This is a genomic window from Bradyrhizobium sp. ISRA442 (genome assembly GCF_038085055.1).
Taxonomy (GTDB): Bacteria; Pseudomonadota; Alphaproteobacteria; order Rhizobiales; family Xanthobacteraceae; genus Bradyrhizobium.
In genome coordinates, this window is the sequence record NZ_JALGCN010000007.1 from 202,833 (window position 1) to 227,741 (window position 24,909).

Sequence of the window (24,909 nt, forward strand, 5' to 3'; positions counted from 1 at the left end):
CGATCAGACCCGCAAGATTCTCGGCAAGCACTACGCGAGCAAATATCGGGTGCGGTAATCGCGATCGCTGCCTGCGCGGCTTGCAATCGCTTTCCGGCGGCCTAACATGAATTGCATAGCTCTCCCACCAGGAGCGCGGCCATATAGTGGCTGGACGAAGCAGGATGCGATCAGGTACGCGTCCGGCGTTAGATCAGCGCAGCCCTGGACGACACGTGGTGGCTCGCGATCTTCCAGTCACCATCTTCGCGCACGATCACCCAGGTGAGCTTGACCGACAGCGGCGCGGCCTCCTCGCCGAGGTCGAACGAGGCGATCGCGGCCATGTTGATCACATCGGGCCCGACCTGCGCTGCAGCCACCTCGGAAAAGCGGACGCTCGGCGAGCGCCAGCGCGGCAGGCTATTGAAATAGGCCGCAACTCCGTCTCTGCCCCGATATAGCGTCGGGTTGGAGCCGAAGAAGAAGGCGCTCTTCGAATAGAGCGAAGCGAGAGCGCCGGCATCGAGCTTCCCGAAGGCGGCGGACCACTTCGTCACAATCGCAGAAACTACGACGTCGGCTTCAGCCCGCATGCGGCTCCTCAGCCCTTGGCGACTTCCTTCGCAAACGTATCGCGCAGACCTATCGTCCTGGAGAACACCGGCTTGCCGGGCGTGGAGTCCTTGTCGCGCACGAAATAGCCCTGCCGCTCGAACTGCATCGGCTCGGTGGAATTGCTCTCCGCGACCGACGGTTCGATCCGCGCGTCAGAGAGGATTTCCAGCGAGTCCGGATTGAGGTCGGCGGCGAAGTTCGAGGCGTCCGGGCTCGGGTTGGAGAAGAGCTGATTGTAGATGCGGATCTCGGCCGGCTTCGATGTGGCCGCCGGCAGCCAGTGCATCGTCGCCTTGACCTTGCGGCCGTCGGGCGCGTTACCGCCCCTGGTCGCGGGGTCGTAGGTGCAGCGAAGCTCGACCACCTCGCCGGCCTCGTTCTTGATGACGCCGGTGCACTTGATGAAATAGGCGTAGCGCAGCCGCACCTCGTTGCCGGGCGACAGGCGGAAGAACTTCTTCGGCGGGTTCTCCATGAAGTCGTCGCGCTCGATATAGATCTCGCGGCCGAACGCGATCTTGCGCGCGCCGGCGGAGGGGTCGTCGGGATGGTTGATCGCCTCGATCTCCTCGACCTGCCCTTCCGGATAGTTCTCGATCACCACTTTCAACGGGCGCAAGACCGCCATGCGCCGCTGCGCCGTCCGGTTCAGCTCCTCGCGAATGCAGAATTCGAGCATGCCGACGTCGACTACGCTGTTGGCCTTTGCGACGCCAATGCGCCTCACGAATTCCCTGACGGCAGCCGGCGGCACGCCGCGTCGCTTCAGGCCGGCGATCGTGGGCATGCGCGGATCGTCCCAGCCCGCGACATGGCCGTCGCGGACGAGCTGGGTGAGCACGCGCTTCGACAGCAGCGTGTAGGTCAGGTTCAGCCGCGCGAACTCGTACTGGTGGGGCTCGGACGGCACCGGCAGCTTTTCGATGAACCAGTCGTAGAGCGGCCGGTGATCCTCGAACTCCAGCGTGCAGATCGAGTGCGTGATGCTCTCGATCGCATCCGACTGGCCGTGCGCGTAGTCGTAGCTCGGATAAATGCACCACTTGTCGCCCGTGCGCGGATGATGCGCATGCAGGATGCGGTACATTACGGGATCGCGCAGGTTGATGTTGGGCGAGGCCATGTCGATCTTCGCCCGCAGCACGCGCGCGCCGTTCGGGAATTCGCCCGCCTTCATGCGCCGGAACAGGTCGAGATTCTCCTCGACCGTGCGGCCGCGGAACGGCGAGTTCTTGCCGGGCTCGGTCAGCGTGCCGCGGGAGGTGCGGATCTCCTCCTGGGTCTGGTCGTCGACATAGGCAAGCCCGTCGCCGATCAGCTTCTCCGCCCATTCGTACAGGCGGTCGAAATAGTCCGAGGCAAAGAACAGGTTCTTGCCCCAGTCGAAGCCGAGCCAGTGCACGTCAGCCTGGATGGAATCGATATATTCCTGCTCTTCCTTGACCGGATTGGTGTCGTCGAAGCGCAGGTGGCAGCGGCCGGGAAACTCCTGGGCGATGCCGAAGTTGAGCGCAATCGACTTGGCGTGGCCGATATGCAGGTAGCCGTTCGGCTCCGGCGGGAACCGGGTCACGATCTCCTTGTATTTGGCCTGATCGAGGTCTGCCTGGATGATGTCACGAATGAAATCGCGCCCAACCTCAGTCGCCACCGGTTCTGTGCTCATCCGAAAATCCTGTAGGGAAATCAGCGGCCCTTCTGCCAAATTCGCCGGCCTCAGCCAAGGCCTTAGCGGGTCCGCCGTAGCCCTTTAGTTATGCACCGTTCCTGCTATACACCACCGCCTCCAACGCATAGGCCCTGCCAAGAATGACCGATTCCGTCGTCACGCGCTTCGCCCCCTCGCCGACCGGCTTCCTCCATATCGGGGGCGCCCGCACGGCGCTGTTCAACTGGCTTTATGCAAAGAAGCACGGCGGCAAGATGCTGCTGCGGATCGAGGACACCGACCGGGAGCGCTCCACCAAGGAGGCGATCGAGGCCATCCTCGACGGCCTCAAATGGCTGGAGCTCGGCTGGGACGGCGACGTCATCTACCAGTTCAGCCGCGCCGCCCGTCATCGCGAGGTCGCCGAGAAGCTGCTCGCCGACGGCAAGGCCTATCGCTGCTACGCCACGGCCGAGGAGCTCGGCGCCATGCGCGAGAAGGCGCGCGCGGAAGGGCGCACCCGCCTCTATGACGGCTTGTGGCGGGACCGCGATCCGGCAACGGCACCAAGTGACGTGAAGCCGACGATCCGGCTGCGCGCGCCGCAGACCGGTGAAACCGTGATCGAGGACCAGGTCCAGGGCCGCGTGGTCTGGCAGAACGAGAACCTCGACGACCTCGTCCTTTTGCGCGGCGATGGCACGCCAACCTACATGCTCGCGGTGGTAGTGGACGACCACGACATGGGCGTCACTCACGTCATCCGCGGCGACGATCACCTGATCAACGCCGCGCGCCAGAAGCAGATCTACGATGCGATGGGCTGGCCGCTGCCGAGCATGTCGCACATCCCCCTGATCCATGGCCCGGACGGCTCGAAGCTGTCCAAGCGCCACGGCGCGCTCGGCGTCGACGCTTACCGGGCCATGGGATATTTGCCCGCCGCGCTTCGCAATTACCTCGTCCGGCTCGGCTGGAGCCATGGCGACCAGGAGATCTTCTCGACCGAGGAGATGATCGCGGCATTCGACCTCTCAGGCGTCGGCCGCGCCGCCGCCCGCTTCGATTTCGCCAAGCTGGAAAGTCTCAACGGCCACTACATCCGCCACGCCGACGATCAATCACTCGTGAAGATGTTCGGGGACGTGCTCGACTACGTGCCAGGCCGGGGCGAGCTTAAGGCCAAGTTAAACGACACCACGCGCGCGCAGTTGCTCAAGGCCATGCCGGCCCTGAAGGAGCGCGCCAAGACTCTGATCGAGCTGATCGACGGCGCCTATTTCATCTTCGCAGACCGGCCGCTCGAGCCCGATGCCAAGGCGGCCGCGCTGCTGACGGGCGAAAACCGAAAGCTGATCGGCCAGCTTCATTCCGCGCTGGAGAAAGTCGAGACGTGGAGCGCTGCCAGCACCGAAGCGGCGCTGCGCACTTTCGCCGAGGAAAATAGTCTCAAGCTGGGCGCGGTCGCCCAGCCGCTGCGGGCAGCGCTGACGGGAAGGACGACGTCACCCGGGATTTTCGAGGTTTTGGACGTCCTGGGGCGCCAGGAAAGCCTCGGCCGACTTAGGGATCAGTCTACGACGTAAGTCGACCATGCGTGCGGCGATCTTGCAGCGCACACAGCAATAATATACCCATCTCACCCGTACCTTCTGGAATATCCGGCCTGCCCCGCCATCTCATCGGGGCCTCCGGGTCCGGTCCGTTTCACCACACATCGGGGACCTACGATGGACGCAAAACCAAGCAACAAGACCGCGACGCTGACGGTCGGAAACAAGAACTACGATCTCCCGATCCTCAGCGGCAGCGTCGGGCCTGATGTCATCGATATCGGCAAGCTCTACGGCCAGTCTGGTCTGTTCACCTACGATCCGGGCTTCACCTCCACCGCGAGCTGCCAGTCCAAGATCACCTATATCGACGGCGACGCGGGTGTGCTGGAATACCGCGGCTATCCGATCGAGCAGCTCGCCGAGCATGGCGACTTCCTGGAGACCTGCTATCTCCTCCTCTACGGGAACCTGCCGACAGCCGCACAGAAGAAGGACTTCGACTATCGCGTGACCCATCACACGATGGTGCACGAGCAGATGGCCCGCTTCTTCCAGGGCTTCCGCCGCGACGCCCATCCGATGGCGATCATGGTGGCGGCCGTTGGCGCGCTCGCCGCGTTCTATCACGACTCCACCGACATCAACGATCCGAAGCAGCGCATGATCGCCTCCATGCGCATGATCGCGAAGATCCCGACGCTGGCGGCAATGGCCTACAAGTACACCGTCGGCCAGCCCTTCGTGTATCCGAAGAACTCGCTCGGCTTTGCCGAGAACTTCCTCAACATGTGCTTCGCGGTGCCCTGCGAGGATTACAAGGTCAGCCCGGTGCTCGCCGACGCGCTGGAGAAGATCTTCATCCTGCACGCCGACCATGAGCAGAACGCATCAACCTCGACGGTCCGCATCGCCGGCTCCTCGGGCGCCAACCCGTTCGCCTGCATCGCGGCCGGCATCGCCTGCCTGTGGGGGCCGGCGCATGGCGGCGCCAACGAAGCCGCGCTTAACATGCTCTACGACATCGGAACGGTCGACAAGATTCCGGAATTCATCGCCAAGGTGAAGGACAAGAACAGCGAAGTCCGCCTGATGGGCTTCGGCCACCGCGTCTACAAGAACTACGATCCGCGCGCCAAGATCATGCAGAAGATGTGTCATGCCGTGCTCAAGGAGACCGGCCATGGCAACGATCCGATGCTGAACGTGGCGATGGAGCTCGAGAAAATCGCGCTCAGCGACCAGTACTTCATCGATCGCAAGCTCTACCCGAACGTCGACTTCTATTCGGGCATCACGCTGAAGGCGATGGGCTTCCCGGTCTCGATGTTCACCGTGCTATTCGCCGTCGCCCGCACCGTCGGCTGGATCAGCCAATGGAGCGAGATGATCGAGGATCCCCACCAGAAGATCGGTCGTCCGCGCCAGCTCTACACCGGTGTCGCCAAGCGCGACTACGTGCCGATCGACAAGCGGTAAGTAAGATCGGCCATCAGCCCTTTCGAAGCGGCGCCACTCGCGGTGGCGCCGTTTTCGTTTTGCGCGGACATTGTAGGGTAGGCAAAGCACAGCGTGCCCACCGCCTCTGCCAAACTGATAGGAATGGTGGGCACGCTGCGCTTTGCCACCCTACGACGATGTCGCCCGCCTATGAGCGCACTCCTTCAGTCGCAAAGCGGATCACCTGCAACGAGTTTCCTACTGGCATCATCTCATAGGGCGGCCGCCAGCCCGGCAAGGCCGCAATGCGCGCGCCATGCATTGATCGCCGGGAAAGCCGTGGGAAGATCGAAACCTGTCTCTTCAACCGGATAGTACAGATATCCAACGAGCGAGAAATCGACGATGGTTGGCCGGTCGCCCAAGATGAAAGATCGATCGACGAGATGCTTATCGACGATCGAGAAGGCGCTCTGAACCCTCGACCTCACATAGGCCAGCACGTCGGGATTCGGCGGCGGCGCCGTCATGGATTGCAGCACCCGGTGAGCGGCGAAATTGCCGGTGAACCTGTGATTGTCGAACAACAGCCAGCGCGCCGTCTCGAACCTCTCCTCCGCATTCGCGGGACCAAACACGCCGTGGATCTCGGCCAGCCAGGATAGGATCGCACCCGACTGGCTCAGGCGCAGTCCGTCGATTTCGAGCACCGGGATCTCGCCCATCTCGTTGATCTCGGCGCGCCAAACGGCGTCACGGGTCTCACCACCGGCAAAATCGACGCCGACTGGGTCCCAGTCGACCCCGGCGCAGTTGAGAAACAGCGCGACCTTGAACGAGTTGCCGGACGCACCCACACAATGTAGCCGATATCGCGCCATCGCTCAGCCCCAAGCACGCGCTCGATCATTGTCGGGATCATCCTCGCCGGCTGCTGACACCGTCATGTCAGCAACTCGCGGACTTCGGCGAATGCGCTACCTCGACGCCCGCCCCTTCCGCATCGTCGCAAGAACGATATCGGCGGCGAGCACGCTCGGCGATTTATTGCCGGTCGACATGATGGTGTCGAGCTGCGCGAAGGCTTCGACCTGCTGCCGGCGCAGCGGCGAATCCGTCAGCACCTCGGACAGCGCCTGCGTGAGTTTTTCCGGCGTGCAGTTCTCCTGCAGGAATTCCGGGATTACGTCCCGGCCGATCACGAGATTGGCGAGGATCACCGAGGAGACGCGGATCGCCCGGCGCAGGATGAAGGCCTCGGCCGCACTGACACGATAGGCCGTCACCATCGGAATGCCCGACAGAGCCAGCTCGAGAGTCACCGTGCCGGATTTCGCTAGCGCCGCGCGCGCGATGCGGAAGGCGGCGCGCCGCTCGGCCTCACCGACCACGATCTGCGGTTTAGTCTGCCAGTTCGCAACGCCCTCGCGCACCGTCGCTTCCAGATGCGGCATGGTCGGCAGCATCAGTTCGAATGCGCGCCCTTCGGCCTGCAACCGATCGAGCGTCGCGCCAAACACCTCGAGATGATGCCTGATCTCACTGCGCCGGCTGCCGGGCAGCACCAGGAGGACCGGCGGCTCGGCATCGCGGCGCCTCTGCTCCTCCGCATTCGGCCGCAGCGACGACAACTGCTCGATCAGGGGATGGCCGACATAGCTGCATGGCGGCCCGCGCAGCTTGCGATATTCCTCCGGCTCGAACGGCAGAAGGCCGAGCACATGATCGACATAGCCGAGCATGGTGCGCGCACGCCCCGGTCGCCAGGCCCAGAGCTGCGGCGACACATAGTCGACGATTGGGATCGCCGGATTCTTCGCACGCACGCGGCGGGCGACGCGATGGGTGAAGTCCGGGCTGTCGATGATCACGAGCGCATCGGGCGCCGTCTCGGTCACGGCATCCGCGGTCTGGCGGATCAGCCGCAATATCTTCGGCAATTGCTGCACCACCGCGGCGAAGCCGACGATCGACAGTTGCTCGATCGGAAACAGCGAGTTGAGGCCTTCGCGGGCCATGGTGCGGCCGCCGACGCCCTCGAACTGCACGGCATCGCCGAGCCGCTGGCGTAACACCTTCATCAGCGCCGAGCCTAGCCGGTCGCCGGATTCCTCCGTCGCGATCAGAAAGATCTTTCGCGTTGGATCGCGCCCCTGCATCACGCGGGCAAACCGATGACGAAGAGGTATTTTGCGTCGGCGAGCTCGATCATCGCCTGCGGTTCGGCGGCGATGGTGTTCCCGGCTATGACAGCGATGCCGGCGAGTCCTGCGGCGGCGACGCCCTCGATGGTGCGCGGGCCGATCGTCGGCAGGTCGAAGCGCAGATCCTGCCCGCTCTTCGGCGCCTTCACCAGCACGCCGCGCCCCGTCGCCGCACGGATGCGCCCCTCCTCGCGCAAGCGCGCGACGCGTGCGAGCAGCGCATCGGTCCCCTCGATGTCCTCGACCGCCACGACATGGCCGTCGATCACCACCGCCGCCTGGCCGATGTCGAATGGACCGAGCGCGGTCAGCACAGCACGTCCGCGCTCCATGTCGCTCCTGGCGTTGTCGGCCGGCCAGGCCCTCGTGATGCAGCCCTCGGGCATCAGCAGATCCGGCGCGACATCCTTGATGCCGACCATGCGAAAACCGTCCTGCTCGAGGAGGCGCCCGACGCCGGACAACAGATGATCGTCGCCGCCACGAAAGGCGCGGATGACGTTGCCGAGCAACCTCAGCGTCTTGACGTCGAACCGGATCTCGGAAAGCGAAGGCCGCACCAATGTGCCGATGAAGATCAGGTCGCGGCAGCCCTCCTCGCGAAACAGCCGCATCGCACGGCCGAGCTGGCCGACCGATATCCAGCGATGGCGGAATTTCTCCACCCGCGCCGGATCGCAGGCGCCGCGCAGCGGAAACAGCACCGGCGTGATGCCGCGGGCCGCGAGCGACTCCGCCACCGCGAACGGCATGGCACCGCCGCCGGCGACGACGCCGACAGGAGATGCAATCTCAGGAGCCGCTGACGTCATGATGCGGCCATCCCCCCGATCACTTCGCAATGGTGGGAAGACAGAGCGGGCGCTTGCCCTTGCCGATGAAGCCGAGGATCTCGGCGATCGCCGGATCTTCGCCGGCGAGCGGCTGCACCGCTTCGAGCCGCTCGGCGAACATGCCGGGCCCGTGGAACAGTCGTTGGTAGAACGTGCGCACGGTCGCGAGCCGCTGCTTGGTGAACTTGCGCCGCTTCATGCCGATGAGGTTGAGGCCCTCCAGCACCGCGTACTGGCCATTGGCGAGCCCGAACGGAATGATGTCGTCACGGACGCCCGAGAGGCCGCCGACCATCACTTGCGCGCCGATGCGCGTGAACTGATGCACCGCGGACAGGCCGCCGATATAGACGGAGTCGCCGATCTCGCAGTGGCCGCCGAGCGTCGCCGAGGTCGCGAAGATGACGTTGTTGCCGACCATGCAGTCATGGCCGACATGGCTGTTGTTCATGAAGTAGCCGCCGTTGCCGACGCGCGTCAGGCCGCCCCCCTTGACGGTGCCGACGTTCATCGTCGCGCCTTCACGGATGATGCAGCCGGAGCCGATCTCGAGTTTCGTCGGCTCGCCCTTGTAGCTGAGATCCTGCGGCGCACCGCCGAGTACGGCAAACGGCGAGATCACGCAGTCGTCCCCGATCGAGGTGTGGCCGATGACGGTGACCTGCCCGATCAGCTTGCAGTTCGCTCCGATCACGACATGCCGGCCGATCATGCAATAGGGCCCGATCTCGGTGCCCTCGCCGATCACAGCGCCGTCTTCCACCCGCGCGGTGGGATCAATCTTACTCATCAAGAAGGTCTGATTGTGTGTTGAAGTCGCTGGGTTTTTCCGGTGGTTAGCGCGACTTTGCCCGATCTGTCCAGTGACGTATCATATCGGCCTGTTTCAGCGCGCGAAGCGCGCAGGCCGGAATCCATTTCACCGCCTGTACTGAGGCCCAATGGATTCCGGGCTGGCGACTTTGTCGCGCCCCGGAATGACGGGGCAAGATAACGGCCGCCGAAGATTCGACCGCCACGTAGCCACCCTCGTCGCGTTGGCACGTTGCGAGCTGCGTAGTGGGCTGCGCCCGCGATGCCGAGCCCCGCACTCAGTCCGTCAGCATGGCGCCGACATCGGCTTCCGCGACGACCTGACCGTTGACCTTGGCGTCACCGTGAAACCACCACATCGCCTTGCGGCGTCCGAGCGAACGCATGTGGTACTCAATGGTATCGCCGGGCAGCACGGGTTTGCGGAACTTGCACTTGTCGATGGTGAGGAAATACACCGCCCGCGGCTTCTCCGTGCCCTCGACCGACTTGATGCCGATCACGCCCGCAGTCTGCGCCATCGCCTCGATCATCATGACGCCGGGATAGACCGGACGCTCCGGGAAATGCCCTTGGAAGGCCGGCTCGTTGAAGGTGACGTTCTTAATACCGATGCCGCTGTAATCGGTGCGGATGTTGATCACCCGGTCGATCAGCAGCATCGGAAAGCGGTGCGGGAGCGTCTGTAGAATCATGTTGATGTCCACGAGCTCGAACCTGACCGGTGCCTCCTCCATCACGCTTGTCCCTCGTCCTTCCGATCCGCCTTGCTGTCGTGCACCAGGCGCTCCACCGCGATGATCTCCTTGAACCACTGCTTGGTCGGCTTGGCAAAAAAGCCGCCCCAGCGTCCGCCGGCCGGGATGTCGTCCTTGACGCCGCTCATGGCCGTCACCTGGGCTCCGTCGCCGATCTTGAGGTGGTTGTTGATGCCAACCTTCGCTCCCAACGCCACGTTGTCGCCAATGGTCAGGCTGCCGGCGAGCCCGATCTGGGCGGCCAACAGGCAGTGCCGGCCGATCGTCACATTGTGGCCGATCTGGACCTGATTGTCGATTTTGGTGCCCTCGCCGATCACGGTGTCGCGGAGGGAACCGCGATCGATGGTGGTACCGGCGCCGATCTCGATGTCGTTCTGGATCAGCACCCGGCCGGTCTGCGGCACCTTCAGGTGTCCCTCGGGCCCGAAGAACACGAAGCCATAGCCATCCTGGCCGATGCTGCAGCCCGGATGAATCAGGACGTTGTTGCCGATCAGCGCACATTGGATCACCGTGCGGGCGCCGACATCGCAGTCCCGGCCGATCTTGACGCCGGGTCCGATCACCGCGCCGACGCCGATCACCGTACCGCTGCCGATCTCGACCTCCGGGCCGATCACGGCGAGAGGGTCGACGACGACGCCGTCCTCCAGCCGCGCCGTGGGGTCGATGATGGCCGACGGCGAGATGCCGTCATTGCCGACCGAGGATTGCGGCCGGAGCGCATCGCCGTGCCATTCCCAGGCGATCCTGACGAAAGCGCGGAACGGCTGCCCCACGCGCAACACGGCGACATGCGCCGGCACCTCGGCCTCGAAGCGCGGGCTCACCAGGCACGCGCCGGCCTTGGTCGCCTTGAGCTGATCCGCATATTTCAGATTGTCGAAGAAAGCGAGGTGCATCGGGCCGGCTTCGTCGAGCGAAGCGAGACCCCTGATGATATGGCCGCCCCTGGAGGGATCGACCAGTTGCGCCTTCGCCAGCGCGGCAACATCAGCCAGCGCTGAGGCAGGCGGTTTCCTGAAGAAGGTCGGCTGCGCCATTCCACTCCGTCGCGGTCCGGCTTGGGCATGATGCGGTCAAACCGCATCATGCTACATTTTCATGGATTGGGCACGATCCCTCGTAAACCGGATCCACTCCTCCGGATCGTGCCCTGCTAATCGAACTAGAACGAGGTGCCGCCGCCGAACCTGAACTCCTGCGTACGGTCGTACTTGCCCTTGGTGAGAGGCACCGCGTAGTCGAAGCGGAGCGGACCGAACGGCGAGGCCCAGATCAAGCCCACACCGACCGACGAGCGGATGACCTTGCTGTCGTCGTACACGAGGCCCGTGCAAGTTCCCGGCGTCGCGGTCGGATTGATGGTCGACGGGATACAGTTCGAGTTCCTTGTCGTGGTGACTTCGTTAGTCGCCAGCCACGTCGTCGGGCCCTGGTAGTCGTAGAGGCCGCCGGCATCGGCGTAGACCGCACCCTTCAGACCCACTTCCTTGGGCAGGAACCAGAACGGCATCTGCAATTCAAGCGAAGCACCCCAATATTTGGTGCCGCCGATTGCGTCCTGCGTGCCGTAGGGATTGAGGTCACGCGGGCCGATGCCGTTCGGAGCAAAGCCGCGGACCAGATTCGGTCCCATCTGGAAGTGATCCAGCATGCGGATCTCATTGTTGCCGATCTTGGTCAACACGCCGCCCTGGAGGTGGACGAGGCCGACGAGATCCGACACCAGCGACTGGTAGTACTTCGCATCGACGGCGGACTTCAGGTAGGTGACGTCGCCGCCGACGCCTGCGAAGTCCTGGCGGAAGTCGACGAGCAGACCGTCGGTCGGGTTCTTGTTGTTGTCCAGCGTGTTGTAGCTCAGCGTGTAACCGAGCGCCGAGGTCAGCGTCTTGCCACCTGCGAGCTCCTTGCGCACCGGCAGCGAGGCTTCGCCGTCGCTGTAGCAGCCAAGACCGTTGGTCGAGGCAAGGCTGATACCGTTGGCATTGGCAAAGGCAGGGCTCGGGTTGAAGGCCGGATTTGGGCTGCCATCAGCCAGGAACTGCACGTTGTTACAGTTCGCCAGATAGGACGGAAGCGTGATTTCCTGCTGGTAGACCGAATAGCGCACCTGGAGCGCCAGATCTTCCCGCAGGCTGAAGCCGAGGCGCGGGCTGAAGCCGAGCGTCTTGGTGCCGTAGGAGATGAAGCTGTTGGCAAGCTGGGTGCGCTGATAGAGGTCGAGACCCAGCGCAACGCGGTAATCGAGCAGATATGGCTCGACGAACGACAGCGAGTAGCCACGCGCATACTGGCCGTAGGTCACCGCCGCCTTGGCGAACAGACCGCGCCCCAGCAGGTTGCGCTCGGAGATCGAGACTTCGGCCAGCGCGCCGTCGGTCGTGGAGTAACCGCCCGATATCGAGAAGTCACCGGTCGACTTCTCCTCGAGATCGACGATCAGGACCACGCGGTCGCTGGAGGAGCCCGGCTCCGTGGTGATCTTGACGCTCTTGAAGAAGTCGAGGTTCTTCAGGCGGCGCTCGGCACGATCGACCAGCGCGCGGTTGTAGGCATCACCCTCGGAGATGTCGAACTCGCGCCGGATCACGTAGTCGCGCGTACGCGTGTTGCCGCGGATGTTGATCCGCTCGATGTAAGTGCGCGGTCCCTCGTCGATGTTGAACACGACGGAGACGGTGTGCGCCTCGAAATTGCGGTCGCCGCCGGGACGCACCACCGCGAAGGCATAGCCGCGCCGGGAGGCCTCGATCTGCATCTCCTCGACCGACTTCTCGACCGATTCGACGTTATAGAGCGAGCCGACACTGACGCGCGAATAGTTACGCATCGAGCTCGCATCGAAATTGGGAATGCTGGAGCGGAAATCGACGGTGCCGACGCGGTACTGCTGGCCTTCCTCGATCTTGAAGGTGACGAGGAAGCCCTTCCTCTCCGGATCGTATTCGGTGAGCGCGGCGACGACCTGCACGTCGGCGAAACCGTGCTTCAGGTAGAAGCGGCGAATCAGGTCGCGGTCGGCCTCGACGCGATCCGGATCGTAGATGTCGTTGCTGCCGAGCCAGCTCAGCAGATTCGTTTCGTGGGTCTTGATGACGTCCCGCAAGCGATAGGACGAAAAGGCGGTGTTGCCGACGAACTCGATCGACTTGACCGAAGTCTTCGCACCCTCGTCGATCGTGAAGATGAGGTCGACGCGATTGTTCGGCTGCTCGATGATCTCGGGCGTGACGCGCACGTCGTAGCGGCCCGAGCGGCGATAGATTTCGGCGATTCGCAGCGTGTCGGACTGCACCATGGCGCGGGAGAACGTACCGCGCGCCTTGGACTGGACCTCGGCGGTGAGCTGCTCGTCCTTGATCTTCTTGTTGCCCTCGAAGGCAATGCGGCCGATCACGGGGTTTTCGACCACCGAAACGATGAGGTGGCCGCCGGCGCCGCGGTTGATCTTCACGTCCTGGAACAGGCCGGTCTCGATCAGCGCCTTCAGGCCGTCATCGATCGCCGCCTGATCCAGGCGGCCGCCCGGGCCCGGCTTGAAATAGGAGCGGATCGTCTCCACCTCGACCCGGCGATTTCCTTCGACGGAAATCGACTGGACGGTCTGGGCAAGCGCAGACGAAGACACCAAAACAGCCCCAACCGGGGCAACCACCGGCGCGCCGAACATGATCAGGGTTGCGAGCAGGCCCCCCCGGAGTCGCAGTCCAAACTTCATGCGCAACGCGCCCTCATTCCGTACCAGACCCAACCCCAACGCCGGTCTGGGAGATTCCCCAAGTTTCACGCCGCTTGTAGCTAATTTCCCCGACGTCGCAAACGGCCGCGCGCGCCACGATTTCAATTTCGTTCCAAGACGTTGCTTAAAAACAACGTCACAAAAAAGCCCCTATCAGGAAGCCGCCATCCGCAGGATGTCGTTGTAGGTCGCAAACACCATCAACATCAGTACAAGTCCGAGCCCGATTCGGAACCCCATCTCCTGTGTCCGTTCCGACAGCGGCCGCCCGCGCACCACCTCCGCCGCATAGAACAAAAGGTGGCCGCCATCGAGCAGTGGGATCGGGAACAGGTTCAAGAGGCCGATCGAGACCGACAGCACCGCACAGAGGTTGATGACAAATTGGAACCCGGCGCTGGCCGCCTGTCCCGACATCTTCGCGATGCCGATGACGCCGCTCACCTCGCCCGGATTGCCGGTCCCCACGAACAGCGAGCCCAGGAATTTGAACGTGCTGGAGATGATGAACCAGACCTGCTCGACGCCGATCTTGAGAGCCTCGGCATAGCCGACGGGCGTGGTCGAGACCTCACCGGCCTGCGACTTGTGCTCGACGCCGAGCACCCCGATGCGATGCTTGTTACCGAACGGATCCTTACGCTCCTGGAGCGCCGGCGTCGCGTCGAGCGTCACGACGGCCCCGTCCCGCTTGACCTGGAAAACGAGCGCAGACCCCGCATTCATTGCGACGATCCGCTGCATGTCGGAAAAGCTCTCGATCGGCTTGCCATCGATCTGGACGACGACGTCGCCGACCTTGAAACCAGCCGCCGCGGCCACGCCATCGGCCACGACGCCGTCCACACGCGCGATCGTGCTCGGCTTGCCGTAATACAGGGCCATGCCCGCGAAAATCAGGGCGCCCAGGATGAAATTGGCGATCGGCCCGGCTGCGACGATGGCCGCACGCGGACCGACCTTCTTGTGATGGAAGCTGCCGGCGCGTTCCTCGGGGGTCATGGCCTCGAGCGTTGCGGCGGACGGCGTCGAGGCTTCGCTCTCGTCGCCGAAGAACTTGACGTAGCCGCCGAGCGGGACCGCGGAGATCTTCCAGCGCGTGCCGTGGCGGTCGTTGAAGCCGACCAACTCAGGACCGAAACCGAGCGAAAAGGTCAACACGCGAACGCCCGCCCAGCGCGCGACCAGGAAATGGCCGAGCTCATGGAAGAACACGACGATGGTCAAGACGAAGAGGAAGGGGACCGCGTAGCCGAGGAGCCCGTGGCTCAACGTATTGAAACCATGCAGGAAAAAGTCAGACATCGATTCCCCTTATCCAGCGCCGCAAGGCGCTGGCCTCGAACCAACTAGGATGCCTTTAAGGCAATTTGAGGCAATAGGGCGGCGGCCCTATTTCGCGCAACATAGTCAACGGAAATTGCATCGTCCGCCGACGTCAGAGGAGCCTGATTCCCGCCGCGGACCCAGTCGTCGAGCGTGGCTTCGACCAGCCGCGCGATGGCGCCGAACCGGATCTTTCCGGCGATGAAGGCAGCGACCGCGACCTCATTGGCGGCGTTGTAGACCGTGGTCGCCCCCTTCCCCGTCCGGAGCGCATCATAGGCGAGGCGAAGTCCGGGGAAGCGTTCGAAATCGGGCGCCTCGAAGGTGAGCTGGCCGATCTTGGCCAGATCGAGCTTGGCCGCCGGTCCCTTGATGCGGTCGGGCCAGCCGAGGCAGTGGGCGATGGGCGTACGCATGTCGGGCGCGCCGAGCTGCGCCACGACTGAGCGATCGGAAAATTCGACCATGCCGTGGATGATCGACTGCGGGTGAACGAGGACGTCGATCTCGTCCGGCGTCAGCGCGAACAAATAGGACGCCTCGATCACCTCGAGGCCCTTGTTCATCATCGAGGCGGAATCGATCGTGATCTTCTGGCCCATGCTCCAGTTCGGATGCTTCAAGGCCTGCTCGAGCGTTGCCTGCTCGATATCGGCGGGCTTCCAAGTCCGGAACGGGCCGCCCGAGGCCGTGATGATGACGCGTACGAGCTCGTCGCGATTGCCCGAGCTCAGCGCCTGGAACAGCGCGTTGTGCTCGGAATCTGCGGGCAGGACGCAGGCGCCCGCCTTGGCGGCACGCTGCATGAAGAAATCGCCGGCGCAGACGAGGCACTCCTTGTTGGCGAGCGCGACATGCGCGCCGCGATCGACCGCAGCAAGCGCCGGCTTCAATCCGGCCGCACCGCTCACCGCCGCCATCACCCAGTCGGCCGGACGCGCGGCGGCTTCGATCACCGCACTTTCGCCGGCACCGCATTCGGTGCCGGTCCCGGCCAGCGCGGCCTTGAGCTCGGCAAGCTTGGAGGTGTCCGCGATGGCCACGAAGCGCGCGGAAAACTCCTTGGCGAGCTTTGCCAGCGCCGCGACGTTGCCGTTCGCCGTCAGCGCCTCGACACGATAGCGCTCGGGAGCTGACCGCAGCAGGTCCATCGTGCTGTCACCGATCGAGCCGGTGGCGCCGAGGACGGTCACGCTGCGCGCGGCGTCCGCCGCAGCCTTGTTGTTACGCAAAGGAACTGCGCTCATGTTCATCACCAAACCATAAGACCGCTTCCAGCGCTATGCACACCATGGCGTAGGAAGCCGACGATCCATGCCACCAGGATGGCAGCGACAAAGCCGTCCAGGCGGTCCAAAAGTCCGCCATGGCCGGGAATTAAGTGACTGGAATCCTTGACACCGAAGCGCCGCTTCACTGCGGATTCGAAGAGATCGCCGAGTTGCGAGACCACGGACAGCACGGCGCCGACGAGCAGAAGCGGAACCGCCTTTCCGAGCCCGGCGGCGCCAAAGCCGCCCGCAACCACAAGGCTGGCCGTAAAGCCGCCGAGCGCCCCGGCCCAGGTCTTCTTGGGACTCACGCGCGGCCACAGCTTCGGTCCGCCAATGCCGCGACCGGCGAAATAGCCTCCGATATCGGTCGCCCACACCACGAGCAGCACGAACATCAACGCGACGAAGCCATTGACGGGATCCTGCCGCACCAGGATCGAGGCGAGCAGCGCAGCCGATGCGTAGGCAAAGCCTGAGGCGGCCCAGACACGCTTGCCTCCGGCGAGCAACGCGATCACCGCGCCCCCGATGACGCCGATAATGACGGCGGCTTTGAGCGCGCCAAAGGCGACGCAGAACCCGATGATGGCAAGGACAATCGTCCCGGCGGCGGTCAGGGCGACCGCCCCTGCTCCCACCACCATGAGCCATTCCGCGAACAGTCCGATCGACACCAGGGTGACGAGAAACGCCCACAGCCAGCCGCCGGCATAGGCGAGCGCAATCGCGAGCGGCGCCAGCACGATCGCTGCGGCCGCCCGCATCACGAGATTGCTTGAGGCCGGCGCCGAGCCCGCCGGTGCGGCGTCGCGTTCGCTCACGAGGCGGTTTTCGCGACCAGACCGCCGAAACGGCGCTCGCGCCTGGCAAATTCCGCGATCGCGCCTTCGAGCGCCGCCTTGTCGAAGTCGGGCCAGTGGATCGGCACGAAAACGAGCTCGCTATAGGCGGCCTGCCACATCAGGAAATTGGACAGGCGCTGCTCGCCGCTCGTGCGGATGATGAGGTCGGGATCGGGAATGTCGGGCGCATCCAGATGGGCACCGAGCGTCTCGGCGTCGATCGAGGCCGGATCGCGCCGGCCCTCCGCGACTTCGCGCGCGAGCTTTTGCGCAGCCTTCGCTATTTCCTGCCGCGAACCGTAATTGAACGCGACGACGAGCGTGAGGCGCGTGTTGTTGCGCGTCAGCTCCTCGGCCTCGTTCAGGAGCGCGCAGATATCGCCCTCCAGGCCTTCCCGCTCGCCGATGATGCGCACCTTGACACCATCGCGGTGCAGGGTCGCGAGATCGTTGCGGATGAAACGCCGCAGCAGGCCGAACAGATCGCCGATCTCGCTTGCCGGGCGCGACCAGTTTTCCGAGCTGAAGGAGAAGATCGTGAGGTAACGAATGCCGAGCTCGTGCGACGCACGCACGACCCGGCGTAACGCCTCGACGCCGCGGCGATGGCCTTCGGCCCGCGGCAGGCCGCGCGCAGCCGCCCAGCGCCCGTTGCCATCCATGATGATGGCGACATGCGCAGGCGCCTCTGACCGATCGGGTCCTTTCGTAACGGGCGCGGCGGCGTTGGACATAAAGGCAGCCTTAGACGGTGAGGATTTCTTTTTCCTTGGCAGCCAGGAGTTGGTCGATCTCGGCGATCGTGCCGTCGGTCGCCTTCTGCACCTCATCGGCGTGACGCTTTTGATCGTCCTCCGACATCTCGTGATTCTTCTCGAGCTTCTTGAGAACGTCGAGGCCGTCGCGGCGGACGTGGCGCACCGCGACCTTGGCGGCCTCGGCATATTTGTGCGCGACCTTGACCAGCTCCTTGCGCCGCTCCTGGTTGAGCTCGGGAATGCGCAGGCGCAGCACCTGCCCTTCCGTCGCCGGCGACAGACCGAGATTGGAATCGACGATCGCCTTCTCGACCGGCTTGACCATCGACTTGTCCCAGACCTGCACCGAGATCAGCCGCGGCTCCGGCACGCTGACGGTCGCGAGCTGGTTGAGCGGCATGTGGCTGCCGTAGGCCTCGACCTGGACCGGGTCCAGCATCGATGCCGACGCGCGCCCTGTGCGCAAGCCGCCAAGCTCGTGCTTGAGGGATTGGGTGGCGCCCTGCATGCGGCGTTTCAATTCGTTGATGTCGAAATTACCCGTGGCCATCACGCTTCTCCTTCAAAAACCTGGCGGCGTGCCCCGCGCCCAACTTGGGCGCCCGCTGGGCCGTCAGCCGGCGACGATCGTGCCGTGGCCGACGCCGCGCAGAATGGCGCCGATCGAACCGGGCTCGGCGATCGAGAACACGATGATAGGCAGCGACGTCTCGCGGGCAAGCGCGAAGGCGGTCGCATCCATCACCTTGTAGCCGCCCTCGATCGCCTGCGAATGGGTCAGGCGGTCGAATCGTTTGGCGGCCGGGTCCTTCTTCGGATCGGCCGAGTAGACGCCGTCGACATTGGTCGCCTTCAAAACCGCCTGCGCGCCGATCTCGGCAGCGCGCAGCACTGCGGTGGTATCGGTCGTGAAGAACGGATTGCCGGTTCCGCCGCCAAGCAGCACAATGCGGCCTTCGGCGAGATATTTGTGCGCCGCAGTGCGGGTAAACAGTTCGGAAATCTCGGGCATGACGAACGCCGAGAGAGTGCGCGCCGGCGTTCCCTTGCGCTCGATCGCCGCTTCCAGCGCGAGGCAGTTCATCACGGTGGCAAGCATGCCCATGGTGTCGCCGGTCGGGCGTGACACGCCCCGGGCGGACACCTCGACGCCGCGGACGATATTGCCGCCCCCGATCACGACCGCGACCTCGGCACCGAGATGGCGCGCGGCGATCAGATCATCGGCGACCCGGTCGACGGTCGGCTGATCGATGCCAAACCCCTGCTGTCCAGCGAGGTATTCGCCGGACAGCTTGATCACCACGCGACGATAGACCGGATCAGTCATGAGCGAGCACTTTCCTTGTCCGGGCGCCGCTTCCGGCGGCACGCCGGAAGGAACGTTCCGGCGCTTACTTCTTGCCGCTGGCCGCTGCGACTTCGGCCGCGAAGTCGCTTTCCTGCTTCTCGATTCCCTCACCGAGAGCATAGCGCACGAAGCCCGCGATCTTCACGGGGCCGCCGACTTTGCCCTCAGCTTCCTTCACCGCCTGCGCCACCGACTTGCCGGTGTCGTGGATGAAGGCCTGCTCGAGCAGACAGACTTCCTTGTAGTAGGTCTTGAGGCCTGACTCGACGATCTTCTCGATCACGTTCTCGGGCTTGCCCTGCTGACGATACTTGTCCGCGAGCACGTCCTTCTCGCGCTTGACGACCGCCGGATCGAGGCCGGATGGCTCGAGCGCGAGCGGGTTGGCGGCAGCCACATGCATCGCGATCTGGCGGCCGAGCACTGCGAGCTCGTCGGCCTTGCCGGCCGATTCCAGCGCCACGATCACGCCCATCTTGCCGGCGCCGTCGACGACCGCGCCGTGGACGTAGCTCGATACCACGCCCTGGCTCACTTCGAGCGAGGCAGCACGGCGCAGCGTCATGTTCTCGCCGATGGTGGCGATCGCGTCATTGATTGCGGTCTCGATCGTGACGTCGCCGACCTTGGCGGCCTTGATCTTCTCGGCATCGGCGCCGGCGTCGAACGCGACCTGGGCGATCATCTTGACGAGGCCCTGGAACTGGCCGTTGCGTGCAACGAAGTCGGTCTCGGAGTTGACCTCGACCACGACGCCCTTGGTGCCCTTGGTGAGCGCGCCGATCAGGCCCTCGGCCGCGACGCGGCCGGACTTCTTGGCGGCCTTCGACAGGCCCTTCTTGCGCAGCCAGTCCTGCGCCGCCTCCATGTCGCCATTGGTCTCGGTGAGCGCGGCCTTGCAGTCCATCATGCCTGCGCCGGTGGACTCGCGCAGGTCCTTGACCATCGCTGCTGTGATCGTTGCCATCGTTGAAAATCCTTCTTGCCTGCCGGTTTGCCGCGGCGTGGCGCCAAAACTGCCCCGCCGCGGTCCATCTCAGGAATTCGCGTCAACTGAAATGGTGGCCGGAACCTATCCGGCCAACCCATCACTCTTTTTGACTATTCCGCTTCCGCGGTCAGCGCCTTGGCCTTGGCCACCCAGGCGTCCGCACGGCTGGGCAAACCGACCTCTTCGCCGATCTTGTGCGCGGTGTCGTGATCGAGCTCGGCGAGCTGCCAGTAGTGGAAGATGCCGAGGTCGTTGAACTTCTTCTCGATCGCGCCCGACACGCCAGGGAGCTTCTTGAGGTCGTCGGCGGTGCCGCGCGGACCGGCAAGGCCCTGGAAGGCGCCGGTGGTCGGCAGGTCCTCGGCGAGCGGCTGGGCCGCTGCGCCGATGTCGATGCCGGAGTCGCCCTGGGCCCGCGAGATGCCGTCGATCGCCGCGCGCGCGACGAGATCGCAATAGAGCGAGATCGCACGGCCCGCGTCGTCATTGCCCGGCACCACATAGGTGATGCCCTTCGGATCCGAATTGGTGTCGACGATCGCCGCGACCGGGATGTTGAGCCGCTGGGCTTCCTGGATCGCGATGTCTTCCTTGTTGGTGTCGATCACGAAGATCATGTCCGGCAAGCCGCCCATGTCCTTGATGCCGCCGAGCGAACGGTCGAGCTTGTCGCGCTCGCGCTGCAGCGTCAGACGCTCCTTCTTGGTGTAGGAGTTGGCTTCGCCCGAGGACAGCACCTCGTCGAGATGGCGCAGACGCTTGATCGACGCCGAGATCGTCTTCCAGTTGGTCAGCGTACCGCCGAGCCAGCGCGAATTGACGAAGTACTGCGCACAGCGCTTGGCAGCATCAGCAACGCCGTCCTGCGCCTGGCGCTTGGTGCCGACGAACAGGATGCGGCCGCCCTTTGCCACCGTATCGCTGACGGCCTGCAGGGCCTGGTGCAGCATCGGCACGGTCTGGGCGAGATCGACGATGTGGATGTTGTTGCGGGTCCCGAAAATGAACGGCGCCATTTTCGGATTCCAGCGGTGGGATTGGTGACCAAAGTGCACGCCAGCCTCGAGGAGCTGACGCATGGTGAAGTCGGGTAGCGCCATAGATCTAATTCTCCGGTTGGTTCCTCCGGAAACGTGTGAGCAAATCGGAGCGTTCTCGCCCCGGCTGCCACCGGACGGCCTTGTGAGCCATGTTTCCGTGTGAGATGGCGCGCTATATAGCGCCATTTCGGCCAGAAGCAAGGAAATAAGGGCCTTTCGGGACGCTTACGGTCCGCGAAGGGCCCCTTCCCCGAATTCCACCCTGATCCCTAGCATTTCGGCTGGTTGGGCGGGCATTTCTTGGCCGCCGGGGCAGCCGGGCGTGGCGGAGGCGCGGCCGGACGCGGCGGGGGCGGTGCCACGGCAACCCTGGGCGGCGGTGGAGGCGGTGCCGGCCGTGCAACCGGCGGCGGCGCGGGCCGCGCAGCGGCTACCGGTGGCGGCGCCGGCCGTGGCGGCGGAGGTGCTGCCACCCGCGGCGGGGGCGCAGCAATCCGCGGTGGAGGCGGCGGCGCGGGCCTCGCCACGGCCTGGGGCCGCGGCGGCGGGGCCGACGGCCGGGCCGCCTGCGGCGGTGATGCCGATCGCTGATTCTGCGGCCTGATCTGCTCCCGGGCGACCGGGGGCGGCGGCGCGACCGGCCTTGCGGCAGAAGGCGGAGGCTTAACGGCCGCCGGTCCCCCCGGCGGGGGCACAGAGGTGGCTGGCTCGCGGGTGGCCGCCTTGGCACGATCGGCCGGCCCCGTGGCAGCCGGAGGCTGCGCGCCGGGCGGCTTTGGCGGCTGGCCCGGCGCCGTCACCGCGGTCCCGGCGGGCGCCGTGGCCGTCGCCGGCCCCGGCGGATGGCCCGGAAGCGCGTGGTTGGTCGGCCCCGTTGCCGCCGGGGATTGCCCTGCAGGCGGCTTCGACGGCTGGCCAGGCGCTGTGACCGCGGTCCCGGCGGGCGCGGTGGCCGTCGCAGGTCCCGGCGGGTGGGCTGGGGCCGCGTTGTTGGTTGGTGCCGTCGCGGTCGGCGCGGGCCTGCCGTTGGGCAGCGGCCCTGCCCCTGCTGGCGCGGGCGGACCACCATGGGCACCCGGGACCGGCAGCGCATTGGCCGCGGGCAACTTGGTCTGCGGCGCGGTGGTCGGTGCGGCAGTCGGCGCGACATTCGCCGGCGTTGGCGCGGGCGTCCCTGGCCTCGCCATCGGATGGATCGCTGCACTCGGCGGCATCGGCGCCTTGCCCTGCTGGATCAGCGCGGCGCGTTGCACGACCGCCTGCGGCACGGCGGGACCAGCCGGATTCGCACGGCCGGCGACGGCCGGTGCCAGGCTGGCAGGTCCCGCTGCCGTGCCCGCCGCCGGGGCCGGTGCCGGCGGCTGGTTGATCACGGTGTTGATGACCGTGGTGTTGTGGATGTTCTGATAGATGATGTTGTTCGGCGGCGGCGCGACATAGACCGGCGGCCGCACGAACACCGGGATCGGCACGAACACCGGCTGGGGCAGCACGAACAATCCGACCACGGGCAGCGGCGGCGGCAACACGACGAAATCCGGCGGCGGCGGCGGGCAGAAATAGACTGGCGGCGGCGGCGGCGGCACGAAGCCGAAATCCGGGTCACTGAAGTACAGCACGGGACGGTCGACATAAACCACCTCGGCCGGCGGAGGCGGCGGCACGTCGTAGTCGATCATCGCAAAGCTCGGCGGCGGCTCGACCGGTGCCGTCAGGATCGCCAGACGTCGGCGTGCATCGGCAGCGTGCGGTCCCCGCGGATAGCGGCGCAGATACGACCAGTATGCCTCCGGCGTATCGGTCCGATAGGTCCGTCGCCAGGTGATCGCTTCGCGGCGCGCCGCGACGATCGCCATCACCCGCTTCGCCATCGGATCATCGGGGTAGGCCGTCAGAAATTCCTCATAGGCCGGCAGCGTGTCGCGCTCGAGCGCGGCGGCGTAGGCATCCTGCACGCCGAGATCGCGGATCGGCTTGTTGCGGATCGCGGCGACCTGATCCGGTGCGGTCTGCGGCGGCGGCGCGTCCGGCGCGCGTTCGAAGAAGCTGAACTGCGCGCTGACCTTCTGATCGTCCCACGGCACCTGCGCGCCCTTGCTGGCCTCGTTAACGCGCAAGCGGACGCGGTCGAACACCTCGGGCAGCGACAGGCCGCCGGTGCGGATCATCTCGGCGAGCGACTGCGCATAGGTACCGTACGATCCGGACTCCTCGGGCGCCACCGTGCCCGGCGCCGCGTTGAAGGCGATCAGCATGTTCGCCTCGGGCTCGACCAGCGCAAGGCCGCTCGCGATCGGCTGGCCGCCCTCGATGAAGGGCTGCGCCCGCGCGGCGTCGAGCACGACGATGTTCGCCTTGAGCGGAATCGCGGCGAGCTGGCGCACATAGTCGCTGATGCGCAAGCCCTCGGTCGGAATGTCGGTGTCGCGCGTGATGCTGGAATCGACCGGAATGAAATAATTCTCGCCGGCGAGCTGCACGCCATAGCCGGCCAGGTAAATCATCGCGACCGTGCCCGGCCCTGAGGCCTGCGCCTTCTGGATGAAGTCGCGAAAACTCTTGCGCAGCGTGTCGCCGTCGAGGTCGCGCGCGCCGACGACGTCGAAGCCTGCCGCCTGCAATGTCTGCGCGATCAGGCCTGCATCGTTCGCGGTCGTCGCCAGCGGCGACTTGGCGTAGGCGCCATTGCCGACCACCAGCGCGATACGTTTTTCCGACTGCTGTGCCCGGGCCGGATCGACGAGCCCGCTCACCGCAATGAACAGGATCGGCAGGAGGAGGCAGATGAAGGCCTTGTGTGTGCCACGCATGGCTTGCTTGCCCGCTATTGTTGTGAGTTTGCTGCCGCGCATCAGGCGCGCGACAGGCTGAACGGCGCTTGAACGAAAGGCTCGGATTGAGGCGGCGGCATGGCCGCGCCTTTCGAGGTCAGGTCCGCGTAAGCTTCGCGACGCGAAGATGGCGCGCGACAGCCAAGTCATTCAGCCCTGCGCGATCAGATCGACCGTCCCCGTCGCGAGACGGTAGGTGCCGCCCACGACCTTGAGCTTGCCCTGTTCCACGGCTGCATTGAGGATCGGCGCGGCCGATCTCACTTTCGCAACGTTGTCGGTCACGTTCTGCCGGATCGCCTTGTCGAGGACGTCCCCACCCTGCTGCATCGCCGCCTTGGCGGCGGGCGCTATCGCATCGACCAGCGAGGGAATGTGTCCCGGCGGTGGTTTGTTGTCCTTAAGCGCCTTTAGCGTCGCGTCGATAGCGCCGCAACTGTCATGGCCGAGGACAAGGATCAGCGGCGTGCTGAGCACGGCCACCGCGTATTCCAGGCTAGCGATGGTCTCGTCGCCGGCAAAATTTCCGGCGACGCGGCAGACGAAGAGATCGCCGCGGCCGGTATCGAAGGCATATTCAGGCGCGATACGCGAGTCGGCACAGCTCAACACGGCAGCAAACGGGTTCTGGCCACTGGCCAGCGCCTCGCGCTCGTGCCTGAAGTCGTGGCGCCGCGACACGCCGTCGACGTAACGCGCGTTACCCTCCATCAGCCGCTTCAACGCCGCGTCGGGCGACAGCACGTTCTGTGGCTTCGGCGGCGTCTTGGTTTCCTTGGCGAAGGCCGCGCCACCGAGCGCGAGGCCAAGCGCCGAGGCGGCAAGCAGCATCGCAGACCGCCGCGACGGCACGATCGTGTCCTGTAGGGATTCAGAGCATCTGTGGCACATGTCTCGTTTCC

Annotated in this window: 21 protein-coding genes; 2 read left to right on the forward strand and 19 right to left on the reverse strand. The window is 65.1% G+C overall.

What is annotated here, in order from left to right:
* Window positions 1-188 precede the first annotated feature (188 nt).
* Together MTR72_RS17480 and MTR72_RS17485 are read right to left on the reverse strand one after the other, a co-directional pair.
* Window positions 189-575, reverse strand: a complete 387-nt coding sequence (locus MTR72_RS17480; protein WP_280970728.1) for a YybH family protein — start codon at window positions 573-575, stop codon at window positions 189-191.
* Window positions 576-583: 8 nt separating this feature from the next.
* Window positions 584-2,263: a glutamine--tRNA ligase/YqeY domain fusion protein gene (locus MTR72_RS17485; RefSeq protein WP_280970727.1), complete on the reverse strand. Its 1,680-nt coding sequence runs from the start codon at window positions 2,261-2,263 to the stop codon at window positions 584-586.
* 143 nt (window positions 2,264-2,406) lie between these two features.
* On the opposite strand from MTR72_RS17485, the gene gltX reads away from it, so the two are divergent.
* Window positions 2,407-3,831, forward strand: a complete 1,425-nt coding sequence (gene gltX, locus MTR72_RS17490) for a glutamate--tRNA ligase (RefSeq protein ID WP_341510747.1) — start codon at window positions 2,407-2,409, stop codon at window positions 3,829-3,831.
* Between the two features lie 144 nt (window positions 3,832-3,975).
* Window positions 3,976-5,277, forward strand: a complete 1,302-nt coding sequence (gltA, locus tag MTR72_RS17495) for a citrate synthase (RefSeq protein WP_280970725.1) — start codon at window positions 3,976-3,978, stop codon at window positions 5,275-5,277.
* Window positions 5,278-5,510: 233 nt separating this feature from the next.
* Here the strand turns inward: gltA and MTR72_RS17500 are convergent, their stop codons facing one another.
* From MTR72_RS17500 to MTR72_RS17580, 17 genes are all read right to left on the reverse strand, one after another.
* Window positions 5,511-6,119, reverse strand: coding sequence for a glutathione S-transferase family protein (locus tag MTR72_RS17500; RefSeq protein WP_341510748.1), 609 nt, complete (start codon window positions 6,117-6,119; stop codon window positions 5,511-5,513).
* 96 nt (window positions 6,120-6,215) lie between these two features.
* Complete coding sequence (lpxB, locus tag MTR72_RS17505; protein WP_280970724.1) at window positions 6,216-7,400, reverse strand: lipid-A-disaccharide synthase; 1,185 nt, start codon at window positions 7,398-7,400, stop codon at window positions 6,216-6,218.
* On the reverse strand, window positions 7,397-8,254 hold the full coding sequence (locus tag MTR72_RS17510) for an LpxI family protein (protein ID WP_280970723.1): 858 nt from the start codon (window positions 8,252-8,254) through the stop codon (window positions 7,397-7,399). The genes lpxB and MTR72_RS17510 overlap by 4 nt, the downstream gene beginning before the upstream one ends.
* A 19-nt stretch (window positions 8,255-8,273) precedes the next feature.
* Entirely contained in the window at window positions 8,274-9,065 is a 792-nt protein-coding gene (gene lpxA / locus MTR72_RS17515; RefSeq protein WP_280970722.1) for an acyl-ACP--UDP-N-acetylglucosamine O-acyltransferase, read from the reverse strand.
* Between the two features lie 301 nt (window positions 9,066-9,366).
* On the reverse strand, window positions 9,367-9,825 hold the full coding sequence (gene fabZ, locus MTR72_RS17520; RefSeq protein ID WP_280970721.1) for a 3-hydroxyacyl-ACP dehydratase FabZ: 459 nt from the start codon (window positions 9,823-9,825) through the stop codon (window positions 9,367-9,369).
* On the reverse strand, window positions 9,825-10,892 hold the full coding sequence (lpxD, locus tag MTR72_RS17525; RefSeq protein ID WP_280970720.1) for a UDP-3-O-(3-hydroxymyristoyl)glucosamine N-acyltransferase: 1,068 nt from the start codon (window positions 10,890-10,892) through the stop codon (window positions 9,825-9,827). Before lpxD ends, fabZ begins: the two co-directional genes overlap by 1 nt.
* 125 nt (window positions 10,893-11,017) lie before the next feature.
* Window positions 11,018-13,573 (reverse strand): outer membrane protein assembly factor BamA, encoded by a 2,556-nt coding sequence (gene bamA, locus MTR72_RS17530; protein ID WP_280970719.1) that lies wholly within the window; start codon window positions 13,571-13,573, stop codon window positions 11,018-11,020.
* Between the two features lie 174 nt (window positions 13,574-13,747).
* Window positions 13,748-14,899 (reverse strand): RIP metalloprotease RseP, encoded by a 1,152-nt coding sequence (gene rseP / locus MTR72_RS17535; protein WP_280970718.1) that lies wholly within the window; start codon window positions 14,897-14,899, stop codon window positions 13,748-13,750.
* Window positions 14,900-14,943: 44 nt separating this feature from the next.
* Window positions 14,944-16,167 carry a 1-deoxy-D-xylulose-5-phosphate reductoisomerase gene (gene dxr / locus MTR72_RS17540; RefSeq protein WP_280970717.1) on the reverse strand — a complete coding sequence of 408 codons (1,224 nt, stop codon included), beginning with the start codon at window positions 16,165-16,167 and terminating at the stop codon, window positions 14,944-14,946.
* Between the two features lie 5 nt (window positions 16,168-16,172).
* A complete protein-coding gene (locus tag MTR72_RS17545) occupies window positions 16,173-17,015 on the reverse strand; it encodes a phosphatidate cytidylyltransferase (RefSeq protein ID WP_280970716.1) in 843 nt (280 codons plus the stop codon).
* Window positions 17,012-17,770, reverse strand: a complete 759-nt coding sequence (locus MTR72_RS17550) for an isoprenyl transferase (RefSeq protein ID WP_280970715.1) — start codon at window positions 17,768-17,770, stop codon at window positions 17,012-17,014. Before MTR72_RS17550 ends, MTR72_RS17545 begins: the two co-directional genes overlap by 4 nt.
* A 10-nt stretch (window positions 17,771-17,780) precedes the next feature.
* Window positions 17,781-18,344 carry a ribosome recycling factor gene (frr, locus tag MTR72_RS17555; RefSeq protein ID WP_280970714.1) on the reverse strand — a complete coding sequence of 188 codons (564 nt, stop codon included), beginning with the start codon at window positions 18,342-18,344 and terminating at the stop codon, window positions 17,781-17,783.
* 63 nt (window positions 18,345-18,407) lie between these two features.
* A complete protein-coding gene (gene pyrH / locus MTR72_RS17560) occupies window positions 18,408-19,124 on the reverse strand; it encodes a UMP kinase (RefSeq protein WP_280970713.1) in 717 nt (238 codons plus the stop codon).
* Window positions 19,125-19,188: 64 nt separating this feature from the next.
* Window positions 19,189-20,112 carry a translation elongation factor Ts gene (gene tsf / locus MTR72_RS17565; RefSeq protein WP_280970712.1) on the reverse strand — a complete coding sequence of 308 codons (924 nt, stop codon included), beginning with the start codon at window positions 20,110-20,112 and terminating at the stop codon, window positions 19,189-19,191.
* A gap of 134 nt (window positions 20,113-20,246) precedes the next feature.
* Window positions 20,247-21,236: a 30S ribosomal protein S2 gene (locus MTR72_RS17570; RefSeq protein WP_280970711.1), complete on the reverse strand. Its 990-nt coding sequence runs from the start codon at window positions 21,234-21,236 to the stop codon at window positions 20,247-20,249.
* Window positions 21,237-21,445: 209 nt separating this feature from the next.
* Entirely contained in the window at window positions 21,446-23,986 is a 2,541-nt protein-coding gene (locus tag MTR72_RS17575; RefSeq protein WP_280970710.1) for a caspase family protein, read from the reverse strand.
* A gap of 171 nt (window positions 23,987-24,157) precedes the next feature.
* Entirely contained in the window at window positions 24,158-24,898 is a 741-nt protein-coding gene (locus MTR72_RS17580) for a carbonic anhydrase (RefSeq protein WP_280970709.1), read from the reverse strand.
* Window positions 24,899-24,909: the final 11 nt, after the last annotated feature.

What these genes read in the sequence shown, in the direction of transcription:
- MTR72_RS17480 (WP_280970728.1), bottom strand. Translation starts at nt 575, where the DNA reads ATGCGGGCTGAAGCCGACGTCGTAGTTTCTGCGATTGTGACGAAGTGG.
- MTR72_RS17485 (WP_280970727.1), bottom strand. Translation starts at nt 2,263, where the DNA reads ATGAGCACAGAACCGGTGGCGACTGAGGTTGGGCGCGATTTCATTCGT.
- gltX (WP_341510747.1), top strand. Translation starts at nt 2,407, where the DNA reads ATGACCGATTCCGTCGTCACGCGCTTCGCCCCCTCGCCGACCGGCTTC.
- gltA (WP_280970725.1), top strand. Translation starts at nt 3,976, where the DNA reads ATGGACGCAAAACCAAGCAACAAGACCGCGACGCTGACGGTCGGAAAC.
- MTR72_RS17500 (WP_341510748.1), bottom strand. Translation starts at nt 6,119, where the DNA reads ATGGCGCGATATCGGCTACATTGTGTGGGTGCGTCCGGCAACTCGTTC.
- MTR72_RS17510 (WP_280970723.1), bottom strand. Translation starts at nt 8,254, where the DNA reads ATGACGTCAGCGGCTCCTGAGATTGCATCTCCTGTCGGCGTCGTCGCC.
- lpxA (WP_280970722.1), bottom strand. Translation starts at nt 9,065, where the DNA reads ATGAGTAAGATTGATCCCACCGCGCGGGTGGAAGACGGCGCTGTGATC.
- fabZ (WP_280970721.1), bottom strand. Translation starts at nt 9,825, where the DNA reads ATGGAGGAGGCACCGGTCAGGTTCGAGCTCGTGGACATCAACATGATT.
- lpxD (WP_280970720.1), bottom strand. Translation starts at nt 10,892, where the DNA reads ATGGCGCAGCCGACCTTCTTCAGGAAACCGCCTGCCTCAGCGCTGGCT.
- bamA (WP_280970719.1), bottom strand. Translation starts at nt 13,573, where the DNA reads ATGAAGTTTGGACTGCGACTCCGGGGGGGCCTGCTCGCAACCCTGATC.
- rseP (WP_280970718.1), bottom strand. Translation starts at nt 14,899, where the DNA reads ATGTCTGACTTTTTCCTGCATGGTTTCAATACGTTGAGCCACGGGCTC.
- dxr (WP_280970717.1), bottom strand. Translation starts at nt 16,167, where the DNA reads ATGAGCGCAGTTCCTTTGCGTAACAACAAGGCTGCGGCGGACGCCGCG.
- MTR72_RS17550 (WP_280970715.1), bottom strand. Translation starts at nt 17,770, where the DNA reads ATGTCCAACGCCGCCGCGCCCGTTACGAAAGGACCCGATCGGTCAGAG.
- frr (WP_280970714.1), bottom strand. Translation starts at nt 18,344, where the DNA reads ATGGCCACGGGTAATTTCGACATCAACGAATTGAAACGCCGCATGCAG.
- pyrH (WP_280970713.1), bottom strand. Translation starts at nt 19,124, where the DNA reads ATGACTGATCCGGTCTATCGTCGCGTGGTGATCAAGCTGTCCGGCGAA.
- tsf (WP_280970712.1), bottom strand. Translation starts at nt 20,112, where the DNA reads ATGGCAACGATCACAGCAGCGATGGTCAAGGACCTGCGCGAGTCCACC.
- MTR72_RS17570 (WP_280970711.1), bottom strand. Translation starts at nt 21,236, where the DNA reads ATGGCGCTACCCGACTTCACCATGCGTCAGCTCCTCGAGGCTGGCGTG.
- MTR72_RS17575 (WP_280970710.1), bottom strand. Translation starts at nt 23,986, where the DNA reads ATGCGTGGCACACACAAGGCCTTCATCTGCCTCCTCCTGCCGATCCTG.
- MTR72_RS17580 (WP_280970709.1), bottom strand. Translation starts at nt 24,898, where the DNA reads ATGTGCCACAGATGCTCTGAATCCCTACAGGACACGATCGTGCCGTCG.